Annotated in this window: 17 protein-coding genes and 4 pseudogenes; 16 read left to right on the forward strand and 5 right to left on the reverse strand. The window is 69.3% G+C overall.

Annotation, left to right across the window (positions count from 1 at the left end):
- Window positions 1-11 precede the first annotated feature (11 nt).
- The 10 genes and pseudogenes from ACFYPS_RS03415 to ACFYPS_RS03460 all read left to right on the forward strand — a co-directional run.
- A complete protein-coding gene (locus ACFYPS_RS03415; protein WP_387322514.1) occupies window positions 12-1157 on the forward strand; it encodes an acyl-CoA dehydrogenase family protein in 1146 nt (381 codons plus the stop codon).
- A gap of 4 nt (window positions 1158-1161) precedes the next feature.
- Window positions 1162-2226, forward strand: a complete 1065-nt coding sequence (locus ACFYPS_RS03420; RefSeq protein WP_387322516.1) for an acyl-CoA dehydrogenase family protein — start codon at window positions 1162-1164, stop codon at window positions 2224-2226.
- Window positions 2223-2990: an enoyl-CoA hydratase/isomerase family protein gene (locus ACFYPS_RS03425; RefSeq protein WP_387322518.1), complete on the forward strand. Its 768-nt coding sequence runs from the start codon at window positions 2223-2225 to the stop codon at window positions 2988-2990. The genes ACFYPS_RS03420 and ACFYPS_RS03425 overlap by 4 nt, the downstream gene beginning before the upstream one ends.
- Before the next feature lie 13 nt (window positions 2991-3003).
- A complete protein-coding gene (locus ACFYPS_RS03430; RefSeq protein WP_387322520.1) occupies window positions 3004-4179 on the forward strand; it encodes an iron-containing alcohol dehydrogenase family protein in 1176 nt (391 codons plus the stop codon).
- 10 nt (window positions 4180-4189) lie between these two features.
- Window positions 4190-5647: an aldehyde dehydrogenase family protein gene (locus ACFYPS_RS03435; protein ID WP_387322522.1), complete on the forward strand. Its 1458-nt coding sequence runs from the start codon at window positions 4190-4192 to the stop codon at window positions 5645-5647.
- Window positions 5626-6366 (forward strand): SDR family NAD(P)-dependent oxidoreductase, encoded by a 741-nt coding sequence (locus tag ACFYPS_RS03440; RefSeq protein WP_387322524.1) that lies wholly within the window; start codon window positions 5626-5628, stop codon window positions 6364-6366. The genes ACFYPS_RS03435 and ACFYPS_RS03440 overlap by 22 nt, the downstream gene beginning before the upstream one ends.
- Window positions 6363-7553 (forward strand): L-2-hydroxyglutarate oxidase, encoded by a 1191-nt coding sequence (lhgO, locus tag ACFYPS_RS03445; protein ID WP_387322526.1) that lies wholly within the window; start codon window positions 6363-6365, stop codon window positions 7551-7553. The genes ACFYPS_RS03440 and lhgO overlap by 4 nt, the downstream gene beginning before the upstream one ends.
- Window positions 7550-7966: an acyl-CoA thioesterase gene (locus tag ACFYPS_RS03450; RefSeq protein WP_387322528.1), complete on the forward strand. Its 417-nt coding sequence runs from the start codon at window positions 7550-7552 to the stop codon at window positions 7964-7966. Before lhgO ends, ACFYPS_RS03450 begins: the two co-directional genes overlap by 4 nt.
- A complete protein-coding gene (locus tag ACFYPS_RS03455) occupies window positions 7963-9510 on the forward strand; it encodes an AMP-binding protein (RefSeq protein WP_387322530.1) in 1548 nt (515 codons plus the stop codon). The genes ACFYPS_RS03450 and ACFYPS_RS03455 overlap by 4 nt, the downstream gene beginning before the upstream one ends.
- A gap of 23 nt (window positions 9511-9533) precedes the next feature.
- Window positions 9534-9893: pseudogene (locus ACFYPS_RS03460) on the forward strand (transposase); the annotation flags it as partial.
- Window positions 9894-10082: 189 nt separating this feature from the next.
- Here the strand turns inward: ACFYPS_RS03460 and ACFYPS_RS03465 are convergent.
- From ACFYPS_RS03465 to ACFYPS_RS03485, 5 genes and pseudogenes are all read right to left on the reverse strand, one after another.
- Window positions 10083-12263, reverse strand: a pseudogene (locus ACFYPS_RS03465) (RelA/SpoT family protein); the annotation flags it as partial.
- Window positions 12264-14582: 2319 nt separating this feature from the next.
- Window positions 14583-15131, reverse strand: a pseudogene (locus tag ACFYPS_RS03470) (serine protease); the annotation flags it as partial.
- Window positions 15110-15445, reverse strand: coding sequence for a CU044_2847 family protein (locus tag ACFYPS_RS03475; RefSeq protein ID WP_387322532.1), 336 nt, complete (start codon window positions 15443-15445; stop codon window positions 15110-15112). The gene ACFYPS_RS03475 and the pseudogene ACFYPS_RS03470, both read right to left, overlap by 22 nt.
- A 191-nt stretch (window positions 15446-15636) precedes the next feature.
- Window positions 15637-15837: pseudogene (locus ACFYPS_RS03480) on the reverse strand (transposase); the annotation flags it as partial.
- A gap of 177 nt (window positions 15838-16014) precedes the next feature.
- Window positions 16015-16224, reverse strand: a complete 210-nt coding sequence (locus ACFYPS_RS03485; protein ID WP_387322534.1) for a hypothetical protein — start codon at window positions 16222-16224, stop codon at window positions 16015-16017.
- A 97-nt stretch (window positions 16225-16321) separates the two neighbouring features.
- On the opposite strand from ACFYPS_RS03485, the gene ACFYPS_RS03490 reads away from it, so the two are divergent.
- The 6 genes from ACFYPS_RS03490 (at window position 16322) to ACFYPS_RS03515 (ending at window position 22977) form a co-directional block, all read left to right on the forward strand.
- Window positions 16322-16753, forward strand: a complete 432-nt coding sequence (locus tag ACFYPS_RS03490; RefSeq protein ID WP_387322535.1) for a hypothetical protein — start codon at window positions 16322-16324, stop codon at window positions 16751-16753.
- 285 nt (window positions 16754-17038) lie between these two features.
- Entirely contained in the window at window positions 17039-17752 is a 714-nt protein-coding gene (locus tag ACFYPS_RS03495; protein WP_387322537.1) for a TnsA-like heteromeric transposase endonuclease subunit, read from the forward strand.
- Between the two features lie 80 nt (window positions 17753-17832).
- The gene (locus tag ACFYPS_RS03500; RefSeq protein WP_387322539.1) at window positions 17833-19839 is read left to right on the forward strand and encodes a Mu transposase C-terminal domain-containing protein; all 2007 of its coding nucleotides are present in this window, start codon (window positions 17833-17835) and stop codon (window positions 19837-19839) included.
- The gene (locus ACFYPS_RS03505; protein WP_387322541.1) at window positions 19827-20849 is read left to right on the forward strand and encodes a TniB family NTP-binding protein; all 1023 of its coding nucleotides are present in this window, start codon (window positions 19827-19829) and stop codon (window positions 20847-20849) included. Before ACFYPS_RS03500 ends, ACFYPS_RS03505 begins: the two co-directional genes overlap by 13 nt.
- Window positions 20846-21838, forward strand: a complete 993-nt coding sequence (locus tag ACFYPS_RS03510) for a TniQ family protein (protein WP_387322543.1) — start codon at window positions 20846-20848, stop codon at window positions 21836-21838. Before ACFYPS_RS03505 ends, ACFYPS_RS03510 begins: the two co-directional genes overlap by 4 nt.
- The gene (locus tag ACFYPS_RS03515; RefSeq protein WP_387322545.1) at window positions 21835-22977 is read left to right on the forward strand and encodes a tyrosine-type recombinase/integrase; all 1143 of its coding nucleotides are present in this window, start codon (window positions 21835-21837) and stop codon (window positions 22975-22977) included. Before ACFYPS_RS03510 ends, ACFYPS_RS03515 begins: the two co-directional genes overlap by 4 nt.
- The last annotated feature ends 302 nt before the right edge of the window (window positions 22978-23279 follow it).

Genomic DNA, 23279 nt, shown 5'->3' on the forward strand with positions numbered 1-23279 from the left:
GAGGACAGCGCATGGCCACACCGTCCGTATCCGACCTCCGCGACCAGGTCCGCACCTGGCTCGGCCGGACCGAAGTGCCGCGGTTGTCCGGCGAGGCCGGCGAGCGGTTCGCGCAGCAGCGGGAGTGGCAGCGCCGGCTGTACGACGCCGGCCTGCTCGGGGCGGCCTGGCCGGTCGAGTTCGGCGGCCGGGGCCTCACCGCGCTGCACCAGGTCGCGGTGACCACCGAGCTGGTCCGGCACCACGCGCCACCGCCGGTTGGCGAGATCGGACTGGAGATCGTGGGGCCGACCATCCTGACGTTCGGCTCCGACGAGCAGCGCGCCGAGCTGCTGCCTCGGATCCTGTCCGGCGAGGACATCTGGTGTCAGGGCTTCTCGGAGCCCGAGGCCGGATCCGACCTGGCCTCGCTGCGGACCACCGCGGTGGAGAGCGGTGAGGTGTTCATCGTGAACGGCCAGAAGACGTGGAGCAGCTACGCCAAGCACGCCACCAAGTGCGCGTTGCTGGCGCGTACCGATCCGGCCGCCAGTCCGCAGCATCGCGGTATCAGCTACCTGCTCATCGATCTGCACCTGGACGGGATCGAGGTACGTCCCATCGTGCAGCTGACCGGGGCGGACGAGTTCGCAGAGATCTTCTTCACCGACGTCGCGGTGCCGATCAGCGCACTGCTCGGGGAACGGAACCGTGGCTGGCACTACACCATGCATACGATGTCCCACGAGCGCGGCCCGTACGTGCTCAAGCGGCAGGCCGAGCTTGCGCTTATGTTCGACGCGGTGGTCACCGCCTTGGCCGGGCAGCCGGGCGCGGACCGCTGGGCGGCCGAGATCGGGCGGCAGCGGGTGGTGCTCGACGCGCTGTCCGCCCAGAGCGATCGGACCGCCGACCGGCTGGCCCGCGGGGTCGGCCCGGCCGCTGAGGACTCCGTCGACAAGCTGGCGCTGACCGCCGCCGATCAGTCCCTCACCGGCGCGTTCGCGACGCTCGCGGCCGGCTCGCGGACGGTGCCGTCGGGCCGCCCGCACGGTCTGGACGCCGGTCGGCTGACCGAGGACTACTACTTCGGCCGGGCGTCGTCGATCTACGGCGGCACCGGGCAGATCCAGCGCAACATCGTCGCCGAGCGGCTGCTCGGCCTCCCGAAGGGATGACGGCGTGACAGCGGTCACCGATATCAGGGAACCCGGCTTCGCCGAAGAGCTCGGTGCGGCGGCCGCGGACTTCCTGCGTGGCGAGGGTTTTCCGGACCGATTGCGGGACGACGCCCCGGACATTTGCGGGTTGCACCGGCAGGTCGCCGACCTGGGCCTGCTCGGTGTGCTGGTGCCGGAGGAGGGCGGCGGGATCGGTGGTGGCGCGGCCGAGCTGGTCGCGGTGTTCCGCGCGGTCGGCCGCGGCCTGCTGCCGCTGCCGCTGGCGGAGTCGGTCGCGGCAGCGTCCGTGCTGGCCGATGACGGGTACGCCGACGGCACCACGATGCTGGCCCTGGCCGGAGTGATGACCGGCGACCCGTGGGCCGGGTCCACCCTGGACGGCGATCGGATCACCGGCCGGGCCGGTCTGGTGAACGGTGCCGGCGTCGCCGACCGGCTGCTCGTGCCTGCGTGGGACACGTCCGGCGCGCGTGTGCTCGCGCTCGTCGCCGCCGGCCAGGCACGGTTCACGCCGGTGGCGGCCACCGATCGCACCTACCGTCCCGCCGAGGCCGAGTTCACCGGCGCCCCGGCCACGACGGTCGCACGCGGCGCCGAGGCCGAGCGGGCCTGGCGGCAGGTGCTGACCGTGGGGCGGATCGCGGCGGCGGCCGAACTGACCGGCATCGCCAACCGGCTCGTCGAGCTGGCCGTCGCGTACGTGGGCGAGCGCAAGCAGTTCGGCCGTCCGGTGGGCTCGTTCCAGGCGGTGAAGCACCTGGCAGCGGACGCGGCGACCACCGCGTACGCGATGGACTCGCTCTGCCGCCGGCTGGCCGGCGGCGAACTGACCGGCCTGGACGCCGAGCATTGGGCGGACAGCGCCAAGGCATTCTGCTCGCGGGCCGCCCTCCAGGTCGCCGAGACGGCCCTGCAGATGTTCGGCGGCATCGGCTTCACCGCCGAGCACGACCTGGCGTTGTACTTCCCGCGCATCCTCACCCTCGGCGACCGCTGGGGCGACCCGGCCGCGCTGGAGGCCGCGCTTGGCGCGCGGGCACTGGCCGACGCGCGGGGGCGGTCATGAACGACGAGATCGAGATACGTGCCGACGGCGCCGTCCGGGTGGTCACGCTGTCCCGGCCGGACGCCTACAACGCGGTGAACGAAAACATGCACTACGGCCTGTCCACGCTCTGGGCGCGGCTCGCCGACGACCCCGGGGCGCGGTCGATCGTCCTCACCGGTGCCGGGCGCGCGTTCTGCGCCGGCGGCGACCAGGGCTGGATGACCGTGCTGCGGGAGGACGCGAACCGGCGCCGCGAGATCATGGCCGAGGCGGCGGCCATCGTCACCGGCATGGTGCGCTGCCCGCTGCCGATCGTGGCCGCGGTCAACGGCCCCGCCGTCGGGCTGGGCTGCACTCTCGCCGTGCTCAGCGATCTGGTCGTCATGTCGGAACGGGCGTACCTGTCCGACCCGCACGTGAGCATCGGCCTGGTGGCCGGCGACGGCGGGGCGGTGGTGTGGCCGCTCGCCGTCGGTCCGCACCGTGCCCGGGAGCTGCTCTACCTCGGTGACCGGGTGGACGCGGCCACCGCGCACCGGCTCGGCGTGGCGAACCGGGTGGTGCCCGCCGAAGCCCTGCTCGGCGAGGCAATGGGTCTGGCCCGCCGGCTGGCCGAGCAGCCAGCGCAGGCGCTGCGCGACACCAAGCGCGCGATCAATCTGCATCTCGAGGCCGCCCTGGAGACCGTGCTGCCGTTCGGCATCGAGGCGGAGACGGCATCGTTCACCACCGACGAGCACCGGGACGCGCTAGCCGCGATGGTGGCGAGCCGCCGTGGCTGAGAAAGGATCCATCATGGACGAGTTGCTGGGTGGCGCCGACTTCCTGGCGCCGCGTCAGGTGCTGACCGGAGCGGGCTGCGCTGCCGGCGTCGGCGCCGCGCTGCGGGAGTGGGGCGCCGAGCAGGGCCGCGTGCTGGTGGTGGCCGACCGCGTCGTCGCGGACGCAGGCCTGCTGGCATCGTTGACCGCCGGCCTGACCGAGGCCGGGCTCGAGCCGGTGCTGTGCGCCGAGATCGCCGGGGAACCGGACGCCGACCTGGTCCGGCGGGTGACCGAAACTGGCACGTCAGCGGACGCGAACGCAGTGGTCGGCATCGGCGGCGGCAGCGCGATGGACGTCGCGAAGCTGGTCGCCCTGCTGCTCACCAACGGTGGCGACGTGGCGGACCAGCTGGGTCTCGTGGTGCCACGGCGGCCGGTCGCGCCGCTCGCCCTGGTGCCGACCACGGTCGGCACCGGCGCCGAGGCGACCCGGATCGCGATGGTGAGCGTCGCCGGACACAAGCGGATCAGCAGCTGTCGGCAGTACGTCCCGCTGGTGGCCGCCCTGGACCCGGCCCTGGTCTCCGCGCTTCCGGCCGCGGTGGTTGCGTCGACCGGGATGGATGCGCTCGCACACGCCCTGGAGTCGATGCTCTCCAGCAACCGCAACGCGCTGACTGTCACGGTCGCAACCCGGGCCGCCGATCTGGTGCTAGCCAACATCGAACGGGCCACAGATCCAGACGGCTACGAGGCCCGAGGCCGGATGATGCTGGGGGCGTACCTGGCCGGGCTGGCGCTCAACGCCGGCGTCGTGCTCGGGCACAGCCTCGCGTATGTGATCGCCGGGCGCACGGCGCTGCCGCACGGCACCACCTGCGCGCTGGCACTGCCATACTGCCTGGCCTACAACCGATCGGCCGATCCCGCCCTGCTGTCCCGGGTGGCCGCGGCGGCGACCCGCGGTGCGAGCACCGACCTGGCCGACGCGGTCACCGCGATCGACGCACTGGCCGGGCGGCTCGGCCTGCCGCGGTCGCTGGCGGCAGTGCACATCGACGCGGCCGCCGTTCCGGCAATGGCCGCGGAATGCGTCAAGGACTATCCACGGCCGACGAATCCGGTGCCGCTCGACGAGGAGCGGCTGACCCGCCTGATCGGCGCCATGCATCGGGGCGACGCGCTGGGCGCGTATGCCGGAAGTTGAGGAGCGTGCGATGAACCTGCTACAGATGCCCAACCTGGTGGCCGGCGAATGGCGCCCGGCCGGCGCCGGCGACCGGATCGAGGTCCGCAATCCGGCCGACACCCGCGAGGTGGTGGCCGAGGTACCCGCGATGAGCGCCGCGGACATCACGGCCGTGCTCGACGGCGCGGCCGAGGGCGCGCGGGTGTGGCGGCGCACCGGCCCGCTGGCTCGCGCCACCGTGCTGCACCGCGCCGCCGCGCTGCTGCGCGAGCGCGCCGAGGCGATCGCCCGCGACCTGGTCAGCGAGATGGGCAAGACGCTGACCGAGGCGCGCGGCGAGGTGGACAAGGCGGCGGACTTCTTCGACTTCTACGCCGCGCAGGCGCGGATGCCCTCCGGATACGCGGTCGCTGATGCCCGCCCGGCCACCACCACCACGGTCCGGTACGAGCCGGTCGGCGTCGTCGTGGCCATCACCCCGTGGAACGACCCACTGCTCACCCCGGCCCGCAAGGTCGCGCCCGCGCTCTCCTGCGGCAACGCGGTGATCCTCAAGCCCGCCACGGACACCCCGCTGGTCGCCTGGCGGCTGGCGCAGGCCCTAGCCGACGCAGGAGTGCCGGCCGGCGTCTTCTCCACGGTCACCGGGCGCGGCAGCGCGATCTCCCCGGCGCTGCTCGGCGACGACCGGGTGGCGGCAGTGACCTTCACCGGCAGCACCGAGGTCGGACTGGCCCTGCAACGCGACCTCGCCGGGCGCAACGTGCGGCTGCAGACCGAGATGGGCGGCAAGAACGCCGCGGTGGTCCTGGACGACGCCGACCTGGACTTGGCCGCAGCCACGATCGCCGCGGCCGGATTCGGCCAGGCTGGCCAGCGCTGCACGGCCACCAGCCGGGTGATCGTCACCCACGGCGTGGCCGAAGCCTTGGTGGACAGGCTGCTCGCCCGCGCCGCCGAACTGCGCCTCGGGCCCGGGCTGGCGGACGGCACCACGCTCGGCCCGGTGGTCAGCGAACGGCACCGGCGGGAGGTGCTCGGCCACATCGAAAAAGCTGCCGAGGACGGCGCGACGGTACGCTGCGGCGGCCCGGCGACCACCGATCCGGCGCTGGCGCACGGCTGTTTCGTGGCGCCGACCGTGCTCACCGGCGTCACCCGGGACATGCGGATCTGGCGCGAGGAGGTATTCGGCCCGGTGATCGCGGTGCACGTGGTCGCCGATCTGGACGAGGCCATCGACGCGGTGAACGACTCCGCGTTCGGCCTGTCCGCGTCGATATTCACCACCGGCCTGGCCGCCACCGACCGGTTCCTCGACGAGGCGGACACCGGCCAGGTGGCGGTCAACCTGCCGACGTCGGGCTGGGACGTACACCATCCGTTCGGCGGCTTCCGGCTCTCCGGGTCGGCGTTCAAGGAACAGGGCGTCGAGGCGTTGCACTTCTACACCCGGGTGAAGACGTGCGCGGTCCGTACTCGCTGACCGGCCGGACGGTCGTGGTCACCGGCGCGGGGCGCGGGTTGGGCCGCGCAACGGCGATGGCGGCCGCGGCGGCCGGTGCCCGGGTGATCGGCGTGGCGCGGTCCGCGGACCAACTCGCCGAGTGTGCGACCGGCGCGGACGGCGAAGTGGTCGCGGTGCCGTGGGACCTGGCCGACCTAAACCGAATCGACGCGCTCGCCGACCGCATCGGGGGCGAGGTACACGGCGTCGTGCACGCCGCCGGGACGCAGCTGCGCAAACCGTCCGAGGCGGTCGGCCGCGCGGAGTGGCAGCGGGTGCTCGACCTGAACCTCACCGCGCCGTTCCTGCTGAGCGCCGCGCTGACCCGCACCTGCCCGGCGGCCGGCGCAAGTCACGTTTTCGTCGGCTCGCTGACGAGCAGCATCGGCATCGCGGGGCTGGCACCGTACGCGGCCGGCAAGGCCGGGCTGCTCGGCGTCGTCCGAACCATGGCGGTCGAGTGGGCGGGCCGCGGCATCCGCGCGAACGCGCTCTGCCCTGGCTATGTCCACACCGAACTCACCGACGCCGTGTTCACCGATCCGGCACGCCGCGAGTGGGTGCTGTCCCGCATCCCGATGGGCCGCACCGGCGAGCCAGCGGAGATCGCTGACGCCGCTGTCTTCCTGCTCTCGGCGGCGTCCCGATACATCACCGGACAGATCATCAACGTCGACGGGGGGTGGCTCGCCGGATGAGCGACGGGCGGATCGCCGTGGTGGGCGCTGGCATCGTCGGGCTCGCCGTGGCGCGTGCGCTGCTCGACGAACGGCCGGGCAGCACCGTGGTCGTCTTGGAGAAGGAGGACCGGGTCGGCGCGCACCAGACCGGACACAACAGCGGAGTGGTGCACGCCGGTCTCTACTATCAGCCCGGCTCGCTCAAGGCCGACCTGTGCCGGCGGGGGCGCGTGCTGTTGCGCGACTACTGCGCCGGTCGCGGCATCGACTACCGCGAGCTCGGCAAGGTCGTGGTTGCCACCTCGGCCGTCGAGCTGCCTGCGCTGGCCGGGATCGAGCAGCGGGCGCGGGCCAACGGCGTACCCCGGCTAGCTCGCCTGGATCCCGCCGGGCTCCGGGCGGTCGAGCCGTGGGTGACCGGAGTCGCGGCGCTGCACAGTCCGGAGACGGCCGTGGTCGACTTCACGGCGGTCGCTCGCGCGTTCGCGTCCGACGTGGCCGAGGCCGGCGGTGAAGTCCGGCTGGGTCACCGGGTGGACGCCCTGATACGCGTACCGGGCGGTTGGCGGATCGGCGCCGAAGTGTACGGCAACGTGATCGTCTGCGCCGGCCTCGGCACAGACGCCGTGGCCCGGCGGCTGGGCGGGGACGACCGGGTCACCACGGTGCCGTTCCGTGGCGAGTACTACCGGCTGACCACCCGGCTACGGGACCGGATCCGCGGGCTGGTCTATCCGGTCCCGGATCCGAGGTATCCGTTCCTGGGCGTACACCTGACCCGGCGCTGGGACGACGAGGTGCTGGTCGGGCCGAACGCCGTGCTCGCGCTCGCCGCCGAGGGCTACCGCCGCGGCGACGTCGACCTGCGGCACCTGCTGCGCGTGCTTCGCTGGCCCGGATTCCCGCGGCTGGTCGTCCGCAACTGGCGGGCCGGCGTACGCGAGATCGCCACTTCGATGTCCCGCCGGGCGTTCGCCGCCGCCGCCCGCCGCTACCTTCCGGAGCTGACCGCCGCCGACCTGGTCCGGGCCCCGGCCGGCGTCCGGGCACAGGCGATGGACCGGCGCGGCGCGCTGATTGACGACTTCGTCGTCGAAGGCGACAGCGGGCTGGTCCTGGTCCGCAACGCGCCCTCGCCCGCGGCGACCTCCAGCCTGGCCATCGCCGAGCACATCGTGCAGCGTGTCGTGGCGGCGCTTTCATGACCGAGCCGTACCGGTGCACAGTCCCGGTGCGCTTCGCCGACCTCGACGCGTTCGGCCACGTCAACCACACCCGGCACCTAACCTTCTGCGAGGAGCACCGCAACCGGTTCTTCGCCGCTTGGGCGGACGAGTGCGGCACCGATCCGCTCGACGACGGCCTCGTGGTGGCACGCATCGAGTGTGACTATCTGCGGCCGGTGTCCCGCCGCACCGCGTGCGTCGAGGTCGCCATGCTGGTCAACGCGGTCGGGCGGTCGTCGCTGTCGCTGTCCTACGAGATCAGCGACGGGGATTCGGTCGTCGCGCGGATCAAGTCGGTGCTGGTGATGGTCAAAGGAGATGGCATGTCCCGCCCGCTGGACGACGCCGAGCGCCGCTTCGCCACCCGCTACCAGGCCCCGGAGGACCGATGACCAGCCTGTCGTACGAACCGCTCACCCCCACCGCGCACCTGGACCGGGCCGCGGACGCGCACGGCGATCGGGTGGCCGTGTCCGACGGCGCCGACCGGTGGACCTATACCGAGCTGCACGAGCGCTGCGGGCGGCTGGCCGGCGCCCTGCGGGAGATGGCCGGGAGTAAACCCGTCGCGGTGCTCGCCACCAACAGCCACGTCATGCTCGAGGCACACTTCGCGGTGCCATGGGCCGGCGTACCGCTGATCGCACTCAACATCCGGCTCGCCGTACCCGAGCTGGTCTACATCCTCGGGCACGGCGAGGCCTCGCTGCTGCTGTACGAGCCCGAGTTCGACGAGACCGCGGCGGCGCTGGCCGCCGAGCTTCCCGGCCTGCGGCTGCTCAGGGCCGACGAGTCGTACGAGGAATTGGCCGCGTCGACCGCTCCCGTACGGCACCGGCCGGCCGACGAACGGGACCTGCTCGCGATCAACTACACCAGCGGCACCACCGGGCGGCCGAAGGGTGTCATGTACCACCACCGCGGCGCCTACCTCCAGGCACTCAGCCAGGTCGCGCACTCCGGACTAAACGTGGCGTCGGTCTTCCTGTGGACGCTGCCGATGTTTCACTGCAACGGCTGGGGCTACCCGTGGGCGGTCACCGCCGTCGGTGGCCGGCACGTCTGCCTGCGCCGCGTCGACCCGGCCGAAATCTGGCGGCTGATCGACGCCGAAGGGGTCACCCATCTCAACGGCGCGCCCACCGTGCTGACCATGATGGCGTACGCCGAGCAGGCCGCGCCGCTGCCGTCCAGGCGCCGGCTGCGGGTCGCCACCGGTGGCGCGCCGCCCACGCCGGCGCTGCTGGAGCGGATGGCCGCGCTCGGCGTCGACATCATCCACCTGTACGGGCTGACGGAGACGTTCGGGCCGTCGATCGTCTGCGAATGGCGTCCGGAGTGGAACGAGCTGTCCCCCGCGGAGCAGGCCCGAATCAAGGCCCGCCAGGGGGTACGCACCCTCACCATCGACGGGTTGCGGGTGCTTGACGCGGACGGCCGCGAGACGCCCCGGGACGGCGCCACGCCCGGGGAGGTCGCGGTGCGCGGCAACACCGTGATGCTCGGCTACCTCAAGGACGAGGCGGCCACCGAGGCGGTCGCCGGGGATGGCTGGTTCCGCACCGGGGATCTGGCCGTGCGCCACTCCGACGGCTACGTGGAATTGCGCGACCGCCGCAAGGACGTGATCATCTCCGGCGGCGAGAACATCGCCTCGGTCGAGGTGGAACAGGCCATCGCCGCCCATCCGGACGTGGTCGAGGTGGCGGTGGTAGGCGTGCCGGACGAACGATGGGGCGAGGTGCCCGCGGCGTACGTCACGCTGCGGCCCGGCGCGCGGACCACCGAGCAGGACATCGTGGCGCACGTCCGGACCCGGCTCGCGAGGTTCAAGGCCCCGCGGTACGTCGTCTTCGCCGACCTGCCTAAGACCGCGACTGGCAAGGTGCAGAAGTACGTTCTCCGCAGCCGCGCGCCTCAGGACACGGCCAACTGATCGACCAGCCTCCCATGTCGCCCGCCAGCGCCAGCGACAACACCATCGGCATCAACCTCCTCGACCAGGCCAAAGCCTCCCACCCCGCCCTGGCCAAGACCTGGGTCGACGCCGGCTTCAAGAACAGAATGATCGAGCACGGCGCCACCCTCGGCATCGACGTCGAGGTCGTCGCCAAAGACCCCCACGTCAGAGGGTTCTCGGTGGTCAAACGCCGATGGGTTGTCGAACGCACCCTGGGCTGGATCATGCTGCACCGGCGCCTGGCCCGCGACTACGAAGCCCTACCCGACAACTCCGCCAGCATGATCCAAATCGCGATGATCGACAACCTCACCAAACGAGTCAGCAACGAAACCACCCCAACCTGGCGAGACATCTGAAGATCACATAACTCGCAAAATACGTGAATCAGACGCCCTCTTAGATATCCTGCCGACTTCGATCACCGTTAACTCGTCGACTGCGAGGGTGCCGCCGCTTGCCATGAGCCTCGCCCTAAATCGGGTTCATCTACTACCAAGCTGAAGGGAGCGGCGGGGCTTGCTGGACGAGAATCCCGCAAGGTTCAGCTATGCGGTTGTCCGGTAAGCGTCGAAGACGCCGTCTATCCTGCGGACCGCGGCCAGCAGGTGACCGAGGTGCTTCGGTTCGGCGATCTCGAAGCTGAACCGGCTCACCGCCACCCGGTCGCGGGTGGTGGTGACGGTGGCGGAGAGGATGTTGAGCTGCTCGTCCGAGAGCACCCGAGCGATATCGACAAGTAGCCTGCGTCGGTCGAGGGCCTCCACCTGGATCGCCGCGACAAAAATTGAGGCGGAGGTGAGCTTCCAGCTCACCTCGACCACCCGCTCGCTCTGCGCCCGCAGGTCCTCCGCGTTGGCGCAGTCGTCGCGGTGCACGCTCACCCCGCCGGAGCGGGTGACGAACCCGAACACCGCGTCCGGCGGCACCGGCGTGCAGCACCGGGCCAGCTTGATCCGCGCCCCACTGACGCCCCGGACAACCACACCCGGGTCGTGGCTGCTTTGCCGGCTAGTCGGCGGCCGGGTGGCGACGGCGGTCTCGGCGATGTCCTCCGCCGCGCCCTCCTCGCCGCCGTACGCGGCCATCAGCTTCTGCACCACCGACTGCGCGGAGACCTGGCTGTCACCGACCGCCGCGTAGAGCGAGGCCACGTCGGCCAGGTGCAGGTCCCGGGCGATCGACATCAGCGCGTCCGAGGTGAGCATCCGCTGCAACGGCATGCCCTGCTTGCGCATCGCCTTGACGATCGCGTCCTTGCCGGCCTCGATCGCCTCCTCGCGCCGCTCCTTGTTGAAGTACTGGCGGATCTTCGTACGGGCGCGCGGGCTCTTGACGAAGCCCAGCCAGTCCTGTGTCGGGCCGGCGGTCTCGGACTTCGAGGTGAAGATCTCGATCACGTCGCCGTTGGAGAGCGTCGACTCCAGCGGCACCAACTTGCCGTTGACCCGCGCGCCGATGCACTTGTGCCCGACCTCCGTGTGCACCGCGTACGCGAAGTCCACCGGCGTCGACCCGGTCGGCAGCGGGATGACATCACCCTTCGGGGTGAAGACGTACACCTCCTGGCTGGACAGGTCGAAGCGCAGCGCGTCCAGGAACTCGCTCGGGTCGGCCGCCTCGCGCTGCCAGTCCAGCAGTTGCCGCAACCAGGTCATCTCGTCGATGTGCGCCGGCGGGCCGACGATCTGGGTGCCCTTGTGCTCCTTGTACTTCCAGTGCGCGGCGATGCCGAACTCCGCGGTGCGGTGCATCGCGTAAGTGCGGATCTGCATCTCCACCGGCTTGCCGGTGGGCCCGATGACCGTCGTGTGCAACGACTGGTACATGTTGAACTTGGGCATCGCGATGTAGTCCTTGAACCGGCCCGGCACCGGCTGCCAGTTGTAATGGATAGTCCCGAGAGCCGCGTAGCAGTCACGAACCGTGTCGACCAGGATCCGCACACCGACCAGGTCGTAGATGTCGTTGAAGTCGCGACCCCGCACGATCATCTTCTGGTAGATCGAGTAGAGATGCTTCGGCCGGCCGGTCGTTTCCGCCTTGATCTTGGCGGCCTTCAGGTCCATCCCGACCTTCTGAGTGACCTCGCGCAGCAACTTCTCCCGCTGCGGCTGATGCTCGCCGATCAGGCGGTTGATCTCCTCGTACCGCTTCGGGAAGAGCGTGCCGAAGGCCAGGTCCTCCAGCTCCCACCGGACGGTGTTTATACCCATCCGGTGGGCAAGCGGTGCCCAGATTTGGAGGGTGTTGCGCGCGACCAGCTCCTGCTCGCTGCGTGCAACGAACGTCAGCGTACGCATGTTGTGAAGCCGCTGCGCGAGCTTGATTATGAGGACGCGGGAATCCTTGGCGATGGCAACAACGACTTTCCGAACGGCTAGGGCATCGCGGTCCTCCATCGGCGCCTCGTCAAGGCGGCTGATTCCGTCTACAAGTCTGGCGACGTCGTTACCGAAATCAGTTCGCAGTTCGTCGAGGGTGTAGGCAGTGTCTCCGACGGTGCCGCTGAGCAGCGCGGCGACGAGCGTGGTCGTGTCCATCCCGAGGTTGGCCAGGATGGTGGCCACCGCCAGCGGGTGGGTGATGTACGGGTCACCGGACTTGCGGAACTGCCCCGAGTGCCACCACGCCGCAGTGTCGAACGCTTGCTGCAGCATCCTGACGTCGGCGCGCGGGTGGCTCTCCCGATGCGCCGCGATGAGCGGTTCGAGAACCTCGCTGACTTCAGGGGCGACCAGGAAAACTTTGCTAATGCCAAGTTGTTGCACCAAGCGGCGGGGAGACCATCCGCGGTGCGGTGCCTCGACAAGCGTCCGGGCAGCTAGCTGCCGCTCTGATCCACGCTCGGACTGATCGAGGGCGAGCCGGCGTAGGAGCCAGGCAGCCCGCGGGTCCTTCAAGTTGTGCAGTGCCGTTGCGGCAGCGCGTCGCTCAGAGGAGTCAAGGCCGGCGTCTTGCGCAAGGTCAGCCAGCAGATCACGGCCGTGCTTGTTGCCAGCTCGGGCGAGCGCGTCTGCAGCCCATATTCGTTGGCGTGCCGCGAAGACGCTGTCTTTGGCGACAGCGACGAGCAGAGCGTATCCGTCGATCTCTTCGAGGCGGGTCAGCTGCTGCATTATCCACTGATCACCGCCCGCGCCCATTGACGACTCCGAGCCGCTCGCGCCGTCGGGTGCGTCTTTGTCGATATCGTCGGGTTGAGGTGCGAGGTTCGCCAGCGTGCGCATTGCTGCAATGCGGAGGCCGCGGTCAAATTTCGTGCCGATGACGACGTCGCGGGCGAGGTCAAGGCCGGCACGTTGGTCTAGCCGAAGAGTGGTGCTGATGGCCAGGATCCGGTCGTCGACGGGCCTGCGGGGCTCGTTGACGGCGGAGGAGAGGGTGCGTACGGCGATGCCGATGACCCTTGTATCGACCTCGCAGCCGTCGTCTACCAGAGCGGCGATGAACAATGCCGCCTTGAGACCGCCGTTGGCTGCCATGGACCGCAGTGCCGAGGCCATGGCGTCGGGCTGTGGCCAGGCGGCGACGAGGAAGCGGGCAAAGGATTGGCGCCATGATGGTGGAGCGACCGCCCGCCCCGATGCCGTGCGCTGAAACAGGTCCCAGAAGACGGCATCCGCGCGATCCTTGTCCTGAGCGATCACCTGCGCGGCTAGGTACTCCTGAATGGTTTGGTGAAGGAAGGTGAAATCCTCGCCGCGGGCCAGCATGACCCCGCTACGGCGGAGGTAGTCGGCCAGGAGGTTCCTCCAAGTGGCCAGCGGGACGGTTGCGGGGCGCAGGCTGTCGGTCCACTGTTCGAGCTTGTCCACCGCAGGCTGCGCGTCACCGGCGAGCCTGTCGGCGGCGAGACGCCCGATCAGTGTGTCCCCTTCAGCGAGCAGCTTTTCTCCCGCTTCCTCGGCGTGCTGCCCGTAGCGATTAAGGGTCCGCTGAAGCTGCGGCCGCAACCCGCCGTCTGCGTCGCTGTATTGGCGATCGCGAAGTAGGCTGACGAAGTCTTCGAAGATCTTGGCGCGCTCGGCCGGTAGACGGCGCTCAGGGTTGGCGACGAACAACTGGCACAGCATCGTCGCCATGAGCGGGTTACGAGCCAACTCGCCGAGGCCCAGCCGTCGAAGCTCCTTGGCGAACTGGGCGGCTGCCTCAGCAGGACTGTCCACTTCCAGGCGCGTGAACCAGCCTTCGCTGAATTGTCGACGTTGCTCCTCATCGAAGGGAAGCAGTTCGAAATGCAGAGGTCTCCAACCCTCGGGCAACGCTTCCTGAAGGTCAGCAGCAGGCCGGGTAGCGATGACGAACCGGTGGGTGCCGTCAGCTCCCGAGCGGGAGGTACTGATGATCGCGAGGAGTTCCTGGCGCTTGCGGGGGTCCATGATTTCGTCGAGGCCGTCGACCAGGACCAGCCACGTGCCTCCCGGTACGGGCCGGCCCTCGAAGAAGGTTGCGGGCCACGACACTTTTTGGCGAATCAGACCGAAGTCAGCGCGCACGCTGCGGGCGAGCGCCTCTCCCAGGCTGTCCGAGGTGAGGAGGTCGGTGGCCTGCACGCGGACGGGGATGTCGGCTACCTCTGCGTTCTTCTGGCGTCGCGCCAGTTCACCAAGGGTGAACTGAAAGAGACTGGACTTGCCCGCCCCCGCTCCACCGACAAGGAACGCGTCCGTGCCACCCTCGAAGACCACCTCAGCCGGTCTCACCTGCGCCGGCACCGCGACGGCGTTGGACTGATCCTGGATCCGCGTTGCCTGTCGCACGTAGACAGCAGACAAGGGTGGCATCTGCGTTCCGGGAGACAACCTGTATGGATGACGGGCGCCGGCGCGCTCTGCCATGGCCACATAAGCCCGTAGTTGCGGGCCGGGGAACCGCCACTGCCCCGCTGTGAGCTGCTCATCGGAGAGGACCGCGAGCCATCGGCGATGCATAACCGGCGCGGTGACGAGCGCCAACCGTGCCGGTTCGCACCGAGAAAGGATCTCCGAGATGGGCAGCATGTGTGAGCTGCCCGAGGGGCTGGAGGTGCAGACCATCCCGCATACCGCTCCGGTACGGCGGTTCACCACCGGGCTGCCACTGAATCCACCGGTGACAGGAGTCCCCCGTAGCCGCATGAGCCGAAGTGGGTCCTGCTCGCCGCGCCGGGACTGTCCTTCATAGACGAAGCTTGCGGGTTGACCTGCTCTGAACATGTTGTCCGGATGCCCATAGGTCCACAACGAGTCGCCCACATCGACCACCGGACTGGGCAGGACCGGTGGCGGTTCGACCACGGCGGTGATCTCTTCCACCGTTAGAAGGGCAAGATCCAACCCCGCTGGCGTGCGGAAGAACGAATCCGCAGACGCACGTAGGACCATTTGGGCCGTGGCGGCGACCGCGCGCCCTTTCACCAGTTCAGGCAGGGGCTGCCCATTGTCGGCCAAGACATGAGCGCAGGTCGCAATGAGGCCTGGAGCAATGAAAAAGCCGGTGCCGCGTCGCGGCGCCGCTCCCGTGGCTGATGGCACTTCGATAGCCACCGTGGCGGCTTGAAGGCACTCTTCCCAGCTGGCGTCGGCGCCGGCGGCTAGGGGTTTGACCTGTCCCACTCAAGGCCTACCTTGACGCCGGACTTCGCCGACGCCTTACCGACAATTGCGATGAACTTGCCCGAATCGATGGCGAACTCGCAGCTGACCTCAACCGTCAGCCGCGTCACGCCTGCATCGCGCAAGCCCTCCCCGACCCTTGCGGCGAACGCTGATAGCCCAGCCAACGCATCGTCCAGGCTGGCTGGGCGAGAGGCCACCTCCATCTCGTCGCTGCTGGTGCCTGACGATATGGAACTGGCCAGGTAGATGACATGCCCGTCGAGATGCAGAGGTACTAAGGATTCGCCTGCGGATTCGACTTCCTCGATCACTTCACTCCCCCATCATGATCTCGTAGTGCAACCCCTGCGAACAGTAATCACCCCTCGCAACCTGCTGGTGGCCCACATTCCTCAAGCCGCATGATCGACGAGTCGATGCTGATCGTCCACTGCACCGGTGTCCCGTTGTGGACCTGCGCCGCAGCCAGCATCCGATCCCACGTGCCGTCCGCCGCCGTTTAGCGACGCAGGCGTACGTGGCAGGTCTTCCACGGCCCGAAGCGTTCGGGCAGGTCACGCCAGGGCGCGCCGGTGCGTAACTTCCACAGAATTCCCGTGATGACCTGCCGGTGATCCCGCCACCGCCCCCGAGCACCGCCCGGCTCCGGCAGCAGCGGCGCGATCGCCGCCCACGCTTCATCAGTCAACGCGCCACGACGCACCACCAGCACATCGTCAACGATGAACCACTACAAGACGAGGTGCCGGGCCCAGGTTGATCGCGTCCCGCGCCGGCCCGGGGACCGCGCCCATGACGACGATCGCGACCAGGAGCGGATGAGGAAGAGCAGTTCGCGCGGACGGTTCACGGCCAGCAAGGCAAAACAGGTTTCGACATGTCAGCGCCGGCCACCGCGGTGCCCCAGGTCAACGACCTTGGGTTCTCTGGCGACAAGCGCCTCGTCACGTTGCCGGCGCAACTCTTCAATGGCCGCTGCATAGGTGTCGACGAGTTCCTCCAACTCCTGGGCCCTGAGTCGGAGCCGGTCGTACTTCTGCTGGAGACTGTCGTATCTGGCCGTGTTTGCGGTCACCTCCTCGGTTGTCATTCCCCACTGCGCCCCGTCGGGAAGCAGCCATCGATGAGCGGCGTCACGACATCATCGACGCGCTCACCGCAGAGTTCGGGCGCTACGCAGCATCGGCGTGCCCAGCATCAAAACCGGGCACATCCACCCCACCAACTACCTGCCCATCCTCAACGGCCAGACCTACACCAAAGTGAGCCGCGGCGGCGGCATCATCACCGCCGTGCAAATCGCCTACTGGACATCAATCCTGCACGTCGTGGTCAGCCCCGGCGACACCTACTACCCGTCGTTCCTGCTCATCGACAGCCCTCGCATGGCGCTGAACTCCGCCACCGGCATCTCCGCCGCTCTCTACAGCCGGCTGCGGGACCTCGCCGCAGCCAGGCCCGGCAAGCCGCAGATGATCGTCGCAGACAACGAACTCCCCGAGGCGGTAGAGCGCGACTTCGCCGAGCCGGATTTCGACTACCCGCGTCCCACCGTGGCCACCATCGCCCACCCTGGACCCAACGCCGTGCAGACGCTCGGCGACCGCTCGGATGAATAGGCCTGTTCGCCAGTACGGAGCCGCACCGGTGATGACAGCAAGCCTGAGCGGCGGTTACGCTGAGTTCCTCGACGGTGGGAGGTGGAGCCGTGCACGTTCGATTGATCGACGACGATGATGGCGCCGCCGGATCTCCAGGCGGCCCGGCCGCCGCGCTTCGAGCGGCCGTAGCAGCCTTGTCACGGACGTGCGCTGGGCCGTATCAATGTCACGGGTCGCCGCGCGGGTCACGGTAGGACCGAGGGCATGTCACGCTCACACGCTGCCGCCTCGGGGCAGGGGCGTGTGGCGGCGGGGCAGGTCGACGTCAGCTTTGTCGGCGATGACGGGCAGGACCGCAGGGAGCCGCTGGACCAGTGCTGGATGCGGCCGTTCGAGGCCGCCCGCCCGATACACACGACCCGGTCGAAGCGGGGAGCAAAGGGTTTCGCGGGGTTGTGGTGGTTCGCCACGACCGCGGATCACGTCGGCTACGAATCGTGGCTGCAGCGGGATCATGTCATGGCATGGGACTTCGACCCGACGGTCATGTCGCTGACGCCACGGCCGTTGCGCCTGAACTGGCAGCGCGACGGCAAGACCGTCACCCATACACCGGACTTCTTCGCACGCCTGCGCGACGGCACGGCGGTGGTGATCGAGGTGCGGTCGCAGCGTCGCCGCGGACGCGACGCGCAGCCGATGGGTGAACCGATCGCGTACGCGTGTCAGGAGGTCGGTTGGACGGTGTGGCGCGTCGACGTCATGGATCCGGTACGGACGGCGAACCTGCGCTGGCTGTCGGGCTATCGGCATCCCCGCTGCCACGACGCCCGGCGGGCGGCTAGCCTGCAACGCGTGTTCGCCGACGGCGCGGCGCTGATGGACGGCGCGCGTCAGGTCGGGGATCCCATCGCCGTGCTGCCCACGCTGTTTCATCTGCTCTGGCGACAGGTACTGCACACCGACCTGGACGAGGCACCTCTCGGCGCGGGGTCGCTGGTGCGCGGCGGCGCCTGATGGCAGGGGTGTCGCGACCGCGGATGTTGCGGGCCGGTGATGAGGTCCGGTTACGGGGCGCGCGGTACACGGTGGCGTCGGTGACGGGCAGCGGAGTGCGGCTGGAGGACGTCGTCGGCGCGCAGACGACCCTGCCGCTGGGCGAGGTGCTCACCGGCCGTGATTTGGAATGGGTGTCCACGCCGCGCGGGGCCGCTCCCCTGCCCCCGGCTGGGATGCTCGAGGTCGTGCCCGAGCCGGTGGTGGCGCGTGCGCGGTGGTGGGAACGGCACCTGATCGAGCTGCTGACCGGTGTGGCGCCGGATGCGGCACCCGATTCGACGCCACAGTCTGGGTACGATCCGCGCCGGCACACGCTGCGCCAGCGTGAGCTGGCCAAGCTGACCGAGCTGCGGGCGGCGGGTCACTCTGTCAGCTTCACCACGCTCAAACGGCTGCGGTCGGCGTATGAGCAGCAAGGGCTGTGGGGCTTGGTCGACCAGCGCTATGCGGGAGTGTCTGGCCCCACCGGCCGAGTTGACCAACGGGTTGTCGCCGCGACAGTGCAAGCAATCGACGAGGAGACCAACCGTTCGACGGGAACGGTGGGCAGGCTTGCGCGACGGGTCACGCAGATCCTGGCCGCCGAGCACGGCAGCGCCGCTCCGGCGCTCCCGTCGCCGGCGACGTTCTACCGCCTGGTCGGCAGGCTGTCGCAGGGACGGCATACGTTCGGCTCTGCCAAGACCCGCCGGTCGCTGGCCAAGACCCCGAAGGGCCCGTTCGGGTCGGTGTCGGCGCTGCGGCCCGGGCAGTGGGTACAGATCGACTCCACCACGATCGATGTGCGGGTGGTGCTGGACAACGGTGTGATCGACCGAGCGGAGCTGACGTGGATGGACGACGCTGCCACGCGCGGCATCCCGGCGGCAGTGTTGCGTCCTACGACCAAAGCCGCCGACGCGGCGGTGCTGCTGGCACGGTCGCTGACACCGGAGCCGATGCGCCCGGGCTGGGTCGACGCGGTTCGCATGTCGCGGTCGGTGCTGCCGCACCGTCGCCTAGCCGCCCTGGACGACCAGCTGGCGTACGCCGCCGCCCGGCCGGTGATCGTTCCGGAAAACATCGTCTGCGACAACGGCAACGTATACGTGTCGCAGACCTTCCGCACGGCGTGCCGGGCGATGGGCATCAACTTCCAGCCCACCCACCTGGGCTCGCCTTGGGAGAACAACGTCGTCGAGCGCAGCTTCAACTCCGTGGGCACCCTGTTCGCCCAGTACGTCGCCGGCTACGTCGGGCGCAGCGTTGAACACCGCGGCAGGAATGCCGAGAAGAAGGCGGTGTGGTCGATCGTCGAGCTGCAGGCGCTGTTGGACGAGTGGATCGTCACGGTCTGGCAGAACAGGCCGCATGACGGGCTGCGCAACCCGCTGACCCCGGACACGGCCCTGACACCCAACGAGCAGTACGCCGCGTTGGTCGAGGTTGCCGGCTACGTGCCCGTCGCGTTAGGCGCCGAGGACTACATCGAATTGCTTCCGGTGTCCTGGAGGACCATTGGCCGCTCCGGGATCAAACTCAACCGGCGCACCTACGACGACAAGGCGCTCAACGACCTGCGTGGCGAGCCCTCCGGGGTCCTAGCGAAACAGGACCGATGGGAGGTGCACTTCGACCCGTACGACATCACCCGCATCTGGGTCCGCAACCACCGTCACGGCGGCTGGATCACCGTCAGCTGGAGACACCTGCGCAGCGCCCCGATGCCGTTCGGCGAGTTGGCGTGGCAGCACGCCCGCAGCATCCTGCGGCGCCGCGGCGAGGACATGGCCACCGAGGCGGAGATCGCCTCGGCCGCCGCGCAGCTGCTTGACCGGGCTGAACAAGGCCCCGCGCCAAAGGCCGCCAAGCCCCGGGATCGACGCGTCGCCGGCCGCACCCGCTCCACGAACACACCCTCGGGTCCCCGCCCGGACCCAGCCGACGAGCAGGACGCGGCGCCGGGCGTTGCCGCCGCGCGTGAAGGCAACCCAGAACCGCTAGCGGAGGTGATCCCCCTGCCGCTGTTCGACGCCCGCGAGGAGGCCCGCAAGTGGAGTTTCTGAACGACGTCAGCCAACTGGAAGACCATCTGCAACCCACCACCACCGTGGAGGGCTGGCAGCGGTTCGTCGAAGCCGATCCCGCCGACGTCGCGCTGCTGTCCGAGGGCGACTGGTCGACACTGACCGCGCAGCAGCGTCTGATCTATGACGAGGCGCGAATCGCCTACCACGCCGAACTGGTCGTGGTCACCACGTCCGCGATCCGCGAGATCACCAACCAGGGTCGGCTGCTGACGCTGCTCAACCAACGGGAAAAGGGCGCCCGCCGCGGGCTGATCGTCTCCGGTGCGGCGGCGACCGGCAAGACCACCGCCATCAAACAGCTCGGCCGGCTCCACGAACTGCGCACCAGAGCCCGGCATCCCGACACCGAACGCATCCCCGTGGTCTACGTGACGGCACCCCCGAAAGGCTCGCCGCGGAAGCTGGCAATGGAATTCGCACGGTTCCTCGGCCTGCCCAGAGTCGCGTCCCGGGCCAACGCCACCGACATCGCCGACGCCGTTTGCCGGATCCTCATCGACGTGCGATGCGAAATCGTCATCGTCGATGAGCTCCACAACATCAACATGGCGACCACCGTGGGCGAGGACCACTCCGACCATATGAAGTACCTCACCGAGCACCTGCCCGCGACGTTCATCTACGCCGGCATCGACATCGAACGGTCCGGGATGTTCACCGGCGTACGCGGCCGGCAGCTCGCCGGACGCTGCGTCCTGGTCAACACCGGCCCGTTTCCCTACCACGACGAGTGGAAACAGCTCGTCGCCAGCATGGAGAGCGCGCTGCGACTGCACCACCACAAGCCCGGCACGCTGACCTCGTTGGCGAAGTACTTGCACCAGCGCACCAGCGGCATGATCGGCAGCCTGTCGCACCTCATCCGCGCCGCGGCGATACGCGCGATCCTTGACGGCACCGAGACCATCTCGCGGGCCGCGATGGACGCGGTGCGCATTGACCACGCTGCCGAGTCCTCCGCCCGCCGCGCCGGTTCGCGACAATGATCCCGGCGACCGCCGGCTGGGGGCAGCCGCGGCTTCGGCGGCTGCCCAGACGCATCGCCCCGATACACGACGAGACCCTCGAGTCGTACATCGGCCGGCTCGCGGCGAGAAACTACCTGTCCCGCGCTGACCTCGCCGCCCACCTGAGACCGCGGCGCCAGGGCAGCCGCCGCGAGGCCATCGCGTCGGAGTCTCTCGCGGCGGTCACCGGATTCGCCGAGCCGCGGCTGGCCTACGCCTTGCCGGAGATCCGCCAGCGCGTCCCGTACCGCTACGCACCGCCGATGATCGGACAGGTCGTCGGCAGCTACCCCAACCGGCGACATCCGTCATGCCGAAGATGCGCGGGCGCCACCGGCCCCGTGACGATCTGGGCACGATGCGACTACAACGTCTGCGTCCGTCACCAGCTATGGGTCGGCGACGGTGTCTCGCAGCCACGCGACCAAGTCGACGTGGCCGACATGCCCGAGATTGTCCAGGCGCAGACTCGGCTGCGGCGGCTCATCCGCCGCCGCGGTTACCCCCGCGTGCGCTTCTACTTCTCCGACGCCTGCGCGATCGAACACTGGAGCTCGCGCAACCCGTTCGCCCTGACCCCACGCAACGAGCGCATGCGGCATCTGCACGCCCGCGAGCACGCGGAGTTCCTGCCCCTGCCCTACGGCTACGCGGCGCAGTACCCCGAAGTCGTCACGATCTTGTCCGTGATCTCCTCACCGTTCTGGCGTCGCATGGCCACGTCCACCGACATCGTCGACCGCCGCCGCTTCTACGACGAGGTTCTGAAGGGACAACCGCCGCACCCCTCCAGGTACAGCCACGGTGGACTCGCCTCGTGGATCAACCATGAGCGACACCCGACCGGACCGGCTGACCCCGACGGCGAGCGGACCCTGCGCCGGCTGTACCTCGGCACCGCCGGAGTGCTGCGACTGTACGACCCGACAGTCGATGCACCTCACCACCCACGACGAGCGCAAACATGACTATCAAGACCGTCCCCGCTGCCTCACCCGGACCGGTCCCTGCTCCGGAAGCTGATCTGACCGGCATCCAACAGGTCATCGCGTGGGCCGCCGGTCTGCCGGGCCTGCCCGCCGACGACGGCCGCTTCAGCATCCGTCGCCTCACCGCCGCCTGGAACCTCGAAGCATTGGCCCGCTCCCGGCACACCGCAGTCAGCTACCGCAGGGATCTGACCACCTACCTCAACTGGTGCGTCCGCGAGCGACTAGACCCGCTCACCGCCCGGCCGAGCGACCTGACTCGGTTTCGAATATGGCGCGAGCTGCACGGCCACACAGACCGGGCCGCCAAACCAGCCACCGTCGCCCGCGCGCTGTCATCATTGTCGAGCTGGTACCGCCACCTGGTGGCCAACACCGACGGCACGGTCGCCCGCAACCCCACCGCCAGTGTGAAGCGACCTCAGCTCCCCCACGCCGCAACAACCGCCGGGCTCACCCCCGACGAAGTAGACCAGCTACTCGCCCAAGCCGACACCCAGTCCGCCGCTCGAGCTGCAGTCGCTGCCGCTCGCCCGAGCCCCAGCCACCGCGCTCGCCACCTGGCAGCGCTCCGCGACCGGGCATTGCTACGACTACTCGCCGACCTCGGTTTGCGCATCGGCGAGGCCCTCGACTGCCAGGTGACCGACCTGAGACACAACCCCGGGCACCGCACGCTGCGCACCGTCGCCAAGGGACGTGATCAACGCGAGCGTGCTCTACCAGCGCAGACCACCGAAGCGCTCGACGCCTACCTCGCCGTTCGGGCCGCCGGCGTCGGGAACCTCACCGGCCCGCTGTTCGCTACCTCCGGCGTCGACGGCAGGCCCGGCCGCCTCGCCGAGCCCAACGTCTTCCTCATGATCCGCCGACTCGCCACCGCAGCCGGCATTCCGTCAGCGGCAAGGCTGTCACCGCACTCGCTGCGCCGCGCCTTCGCCACCACCGCCCGCGAGGCCGGAGTTCCGCTCGAAGACGTCCAGGACGCCATGGGCCACGCCGATCCCCGCACCACCCGACGCTACGACCGCGACCGGCACAACCTCGACCGCGACCCCGCGCACAACCTTGCCGCGCGCCGCGCGTCGCGACAGACGGCAACAGACACACCTCACTGAGACCACCGGCGAGGTCCGACCATCAACCAGAACCGAACGTCCACCACGCTGTGAATCCGATCAGAGCACGACGGCGAGCCAAGCACGTTGGCCCAGGCGCCGCTCGCCCCTACGTTGGAAGACCTCTTCAGTGCGAGGCTCTAGACCCGACGCTCGTACTCGGCCCAAGATAATGAGAAAACCTACACATGGCCCAAGATACTGAGAGGCATGACTCTCTCAAGGATTCTCACTAACTTGGGCCACTGCAGCTCAGGAGCCATCCGTGTGGCTCAGGTCAACTGAGAAATGACACCAGCCGC

It is taken from the genome of Micromonospora sp. NPDC005087, assembly GCF_042872965.1.
In the GTDB taxonomy this organism is placed as follows: Bacteria; Actinomycetota; Actinomycetes; order Mycobacteriales; family Micromonosporaceae; genus Micromonospora.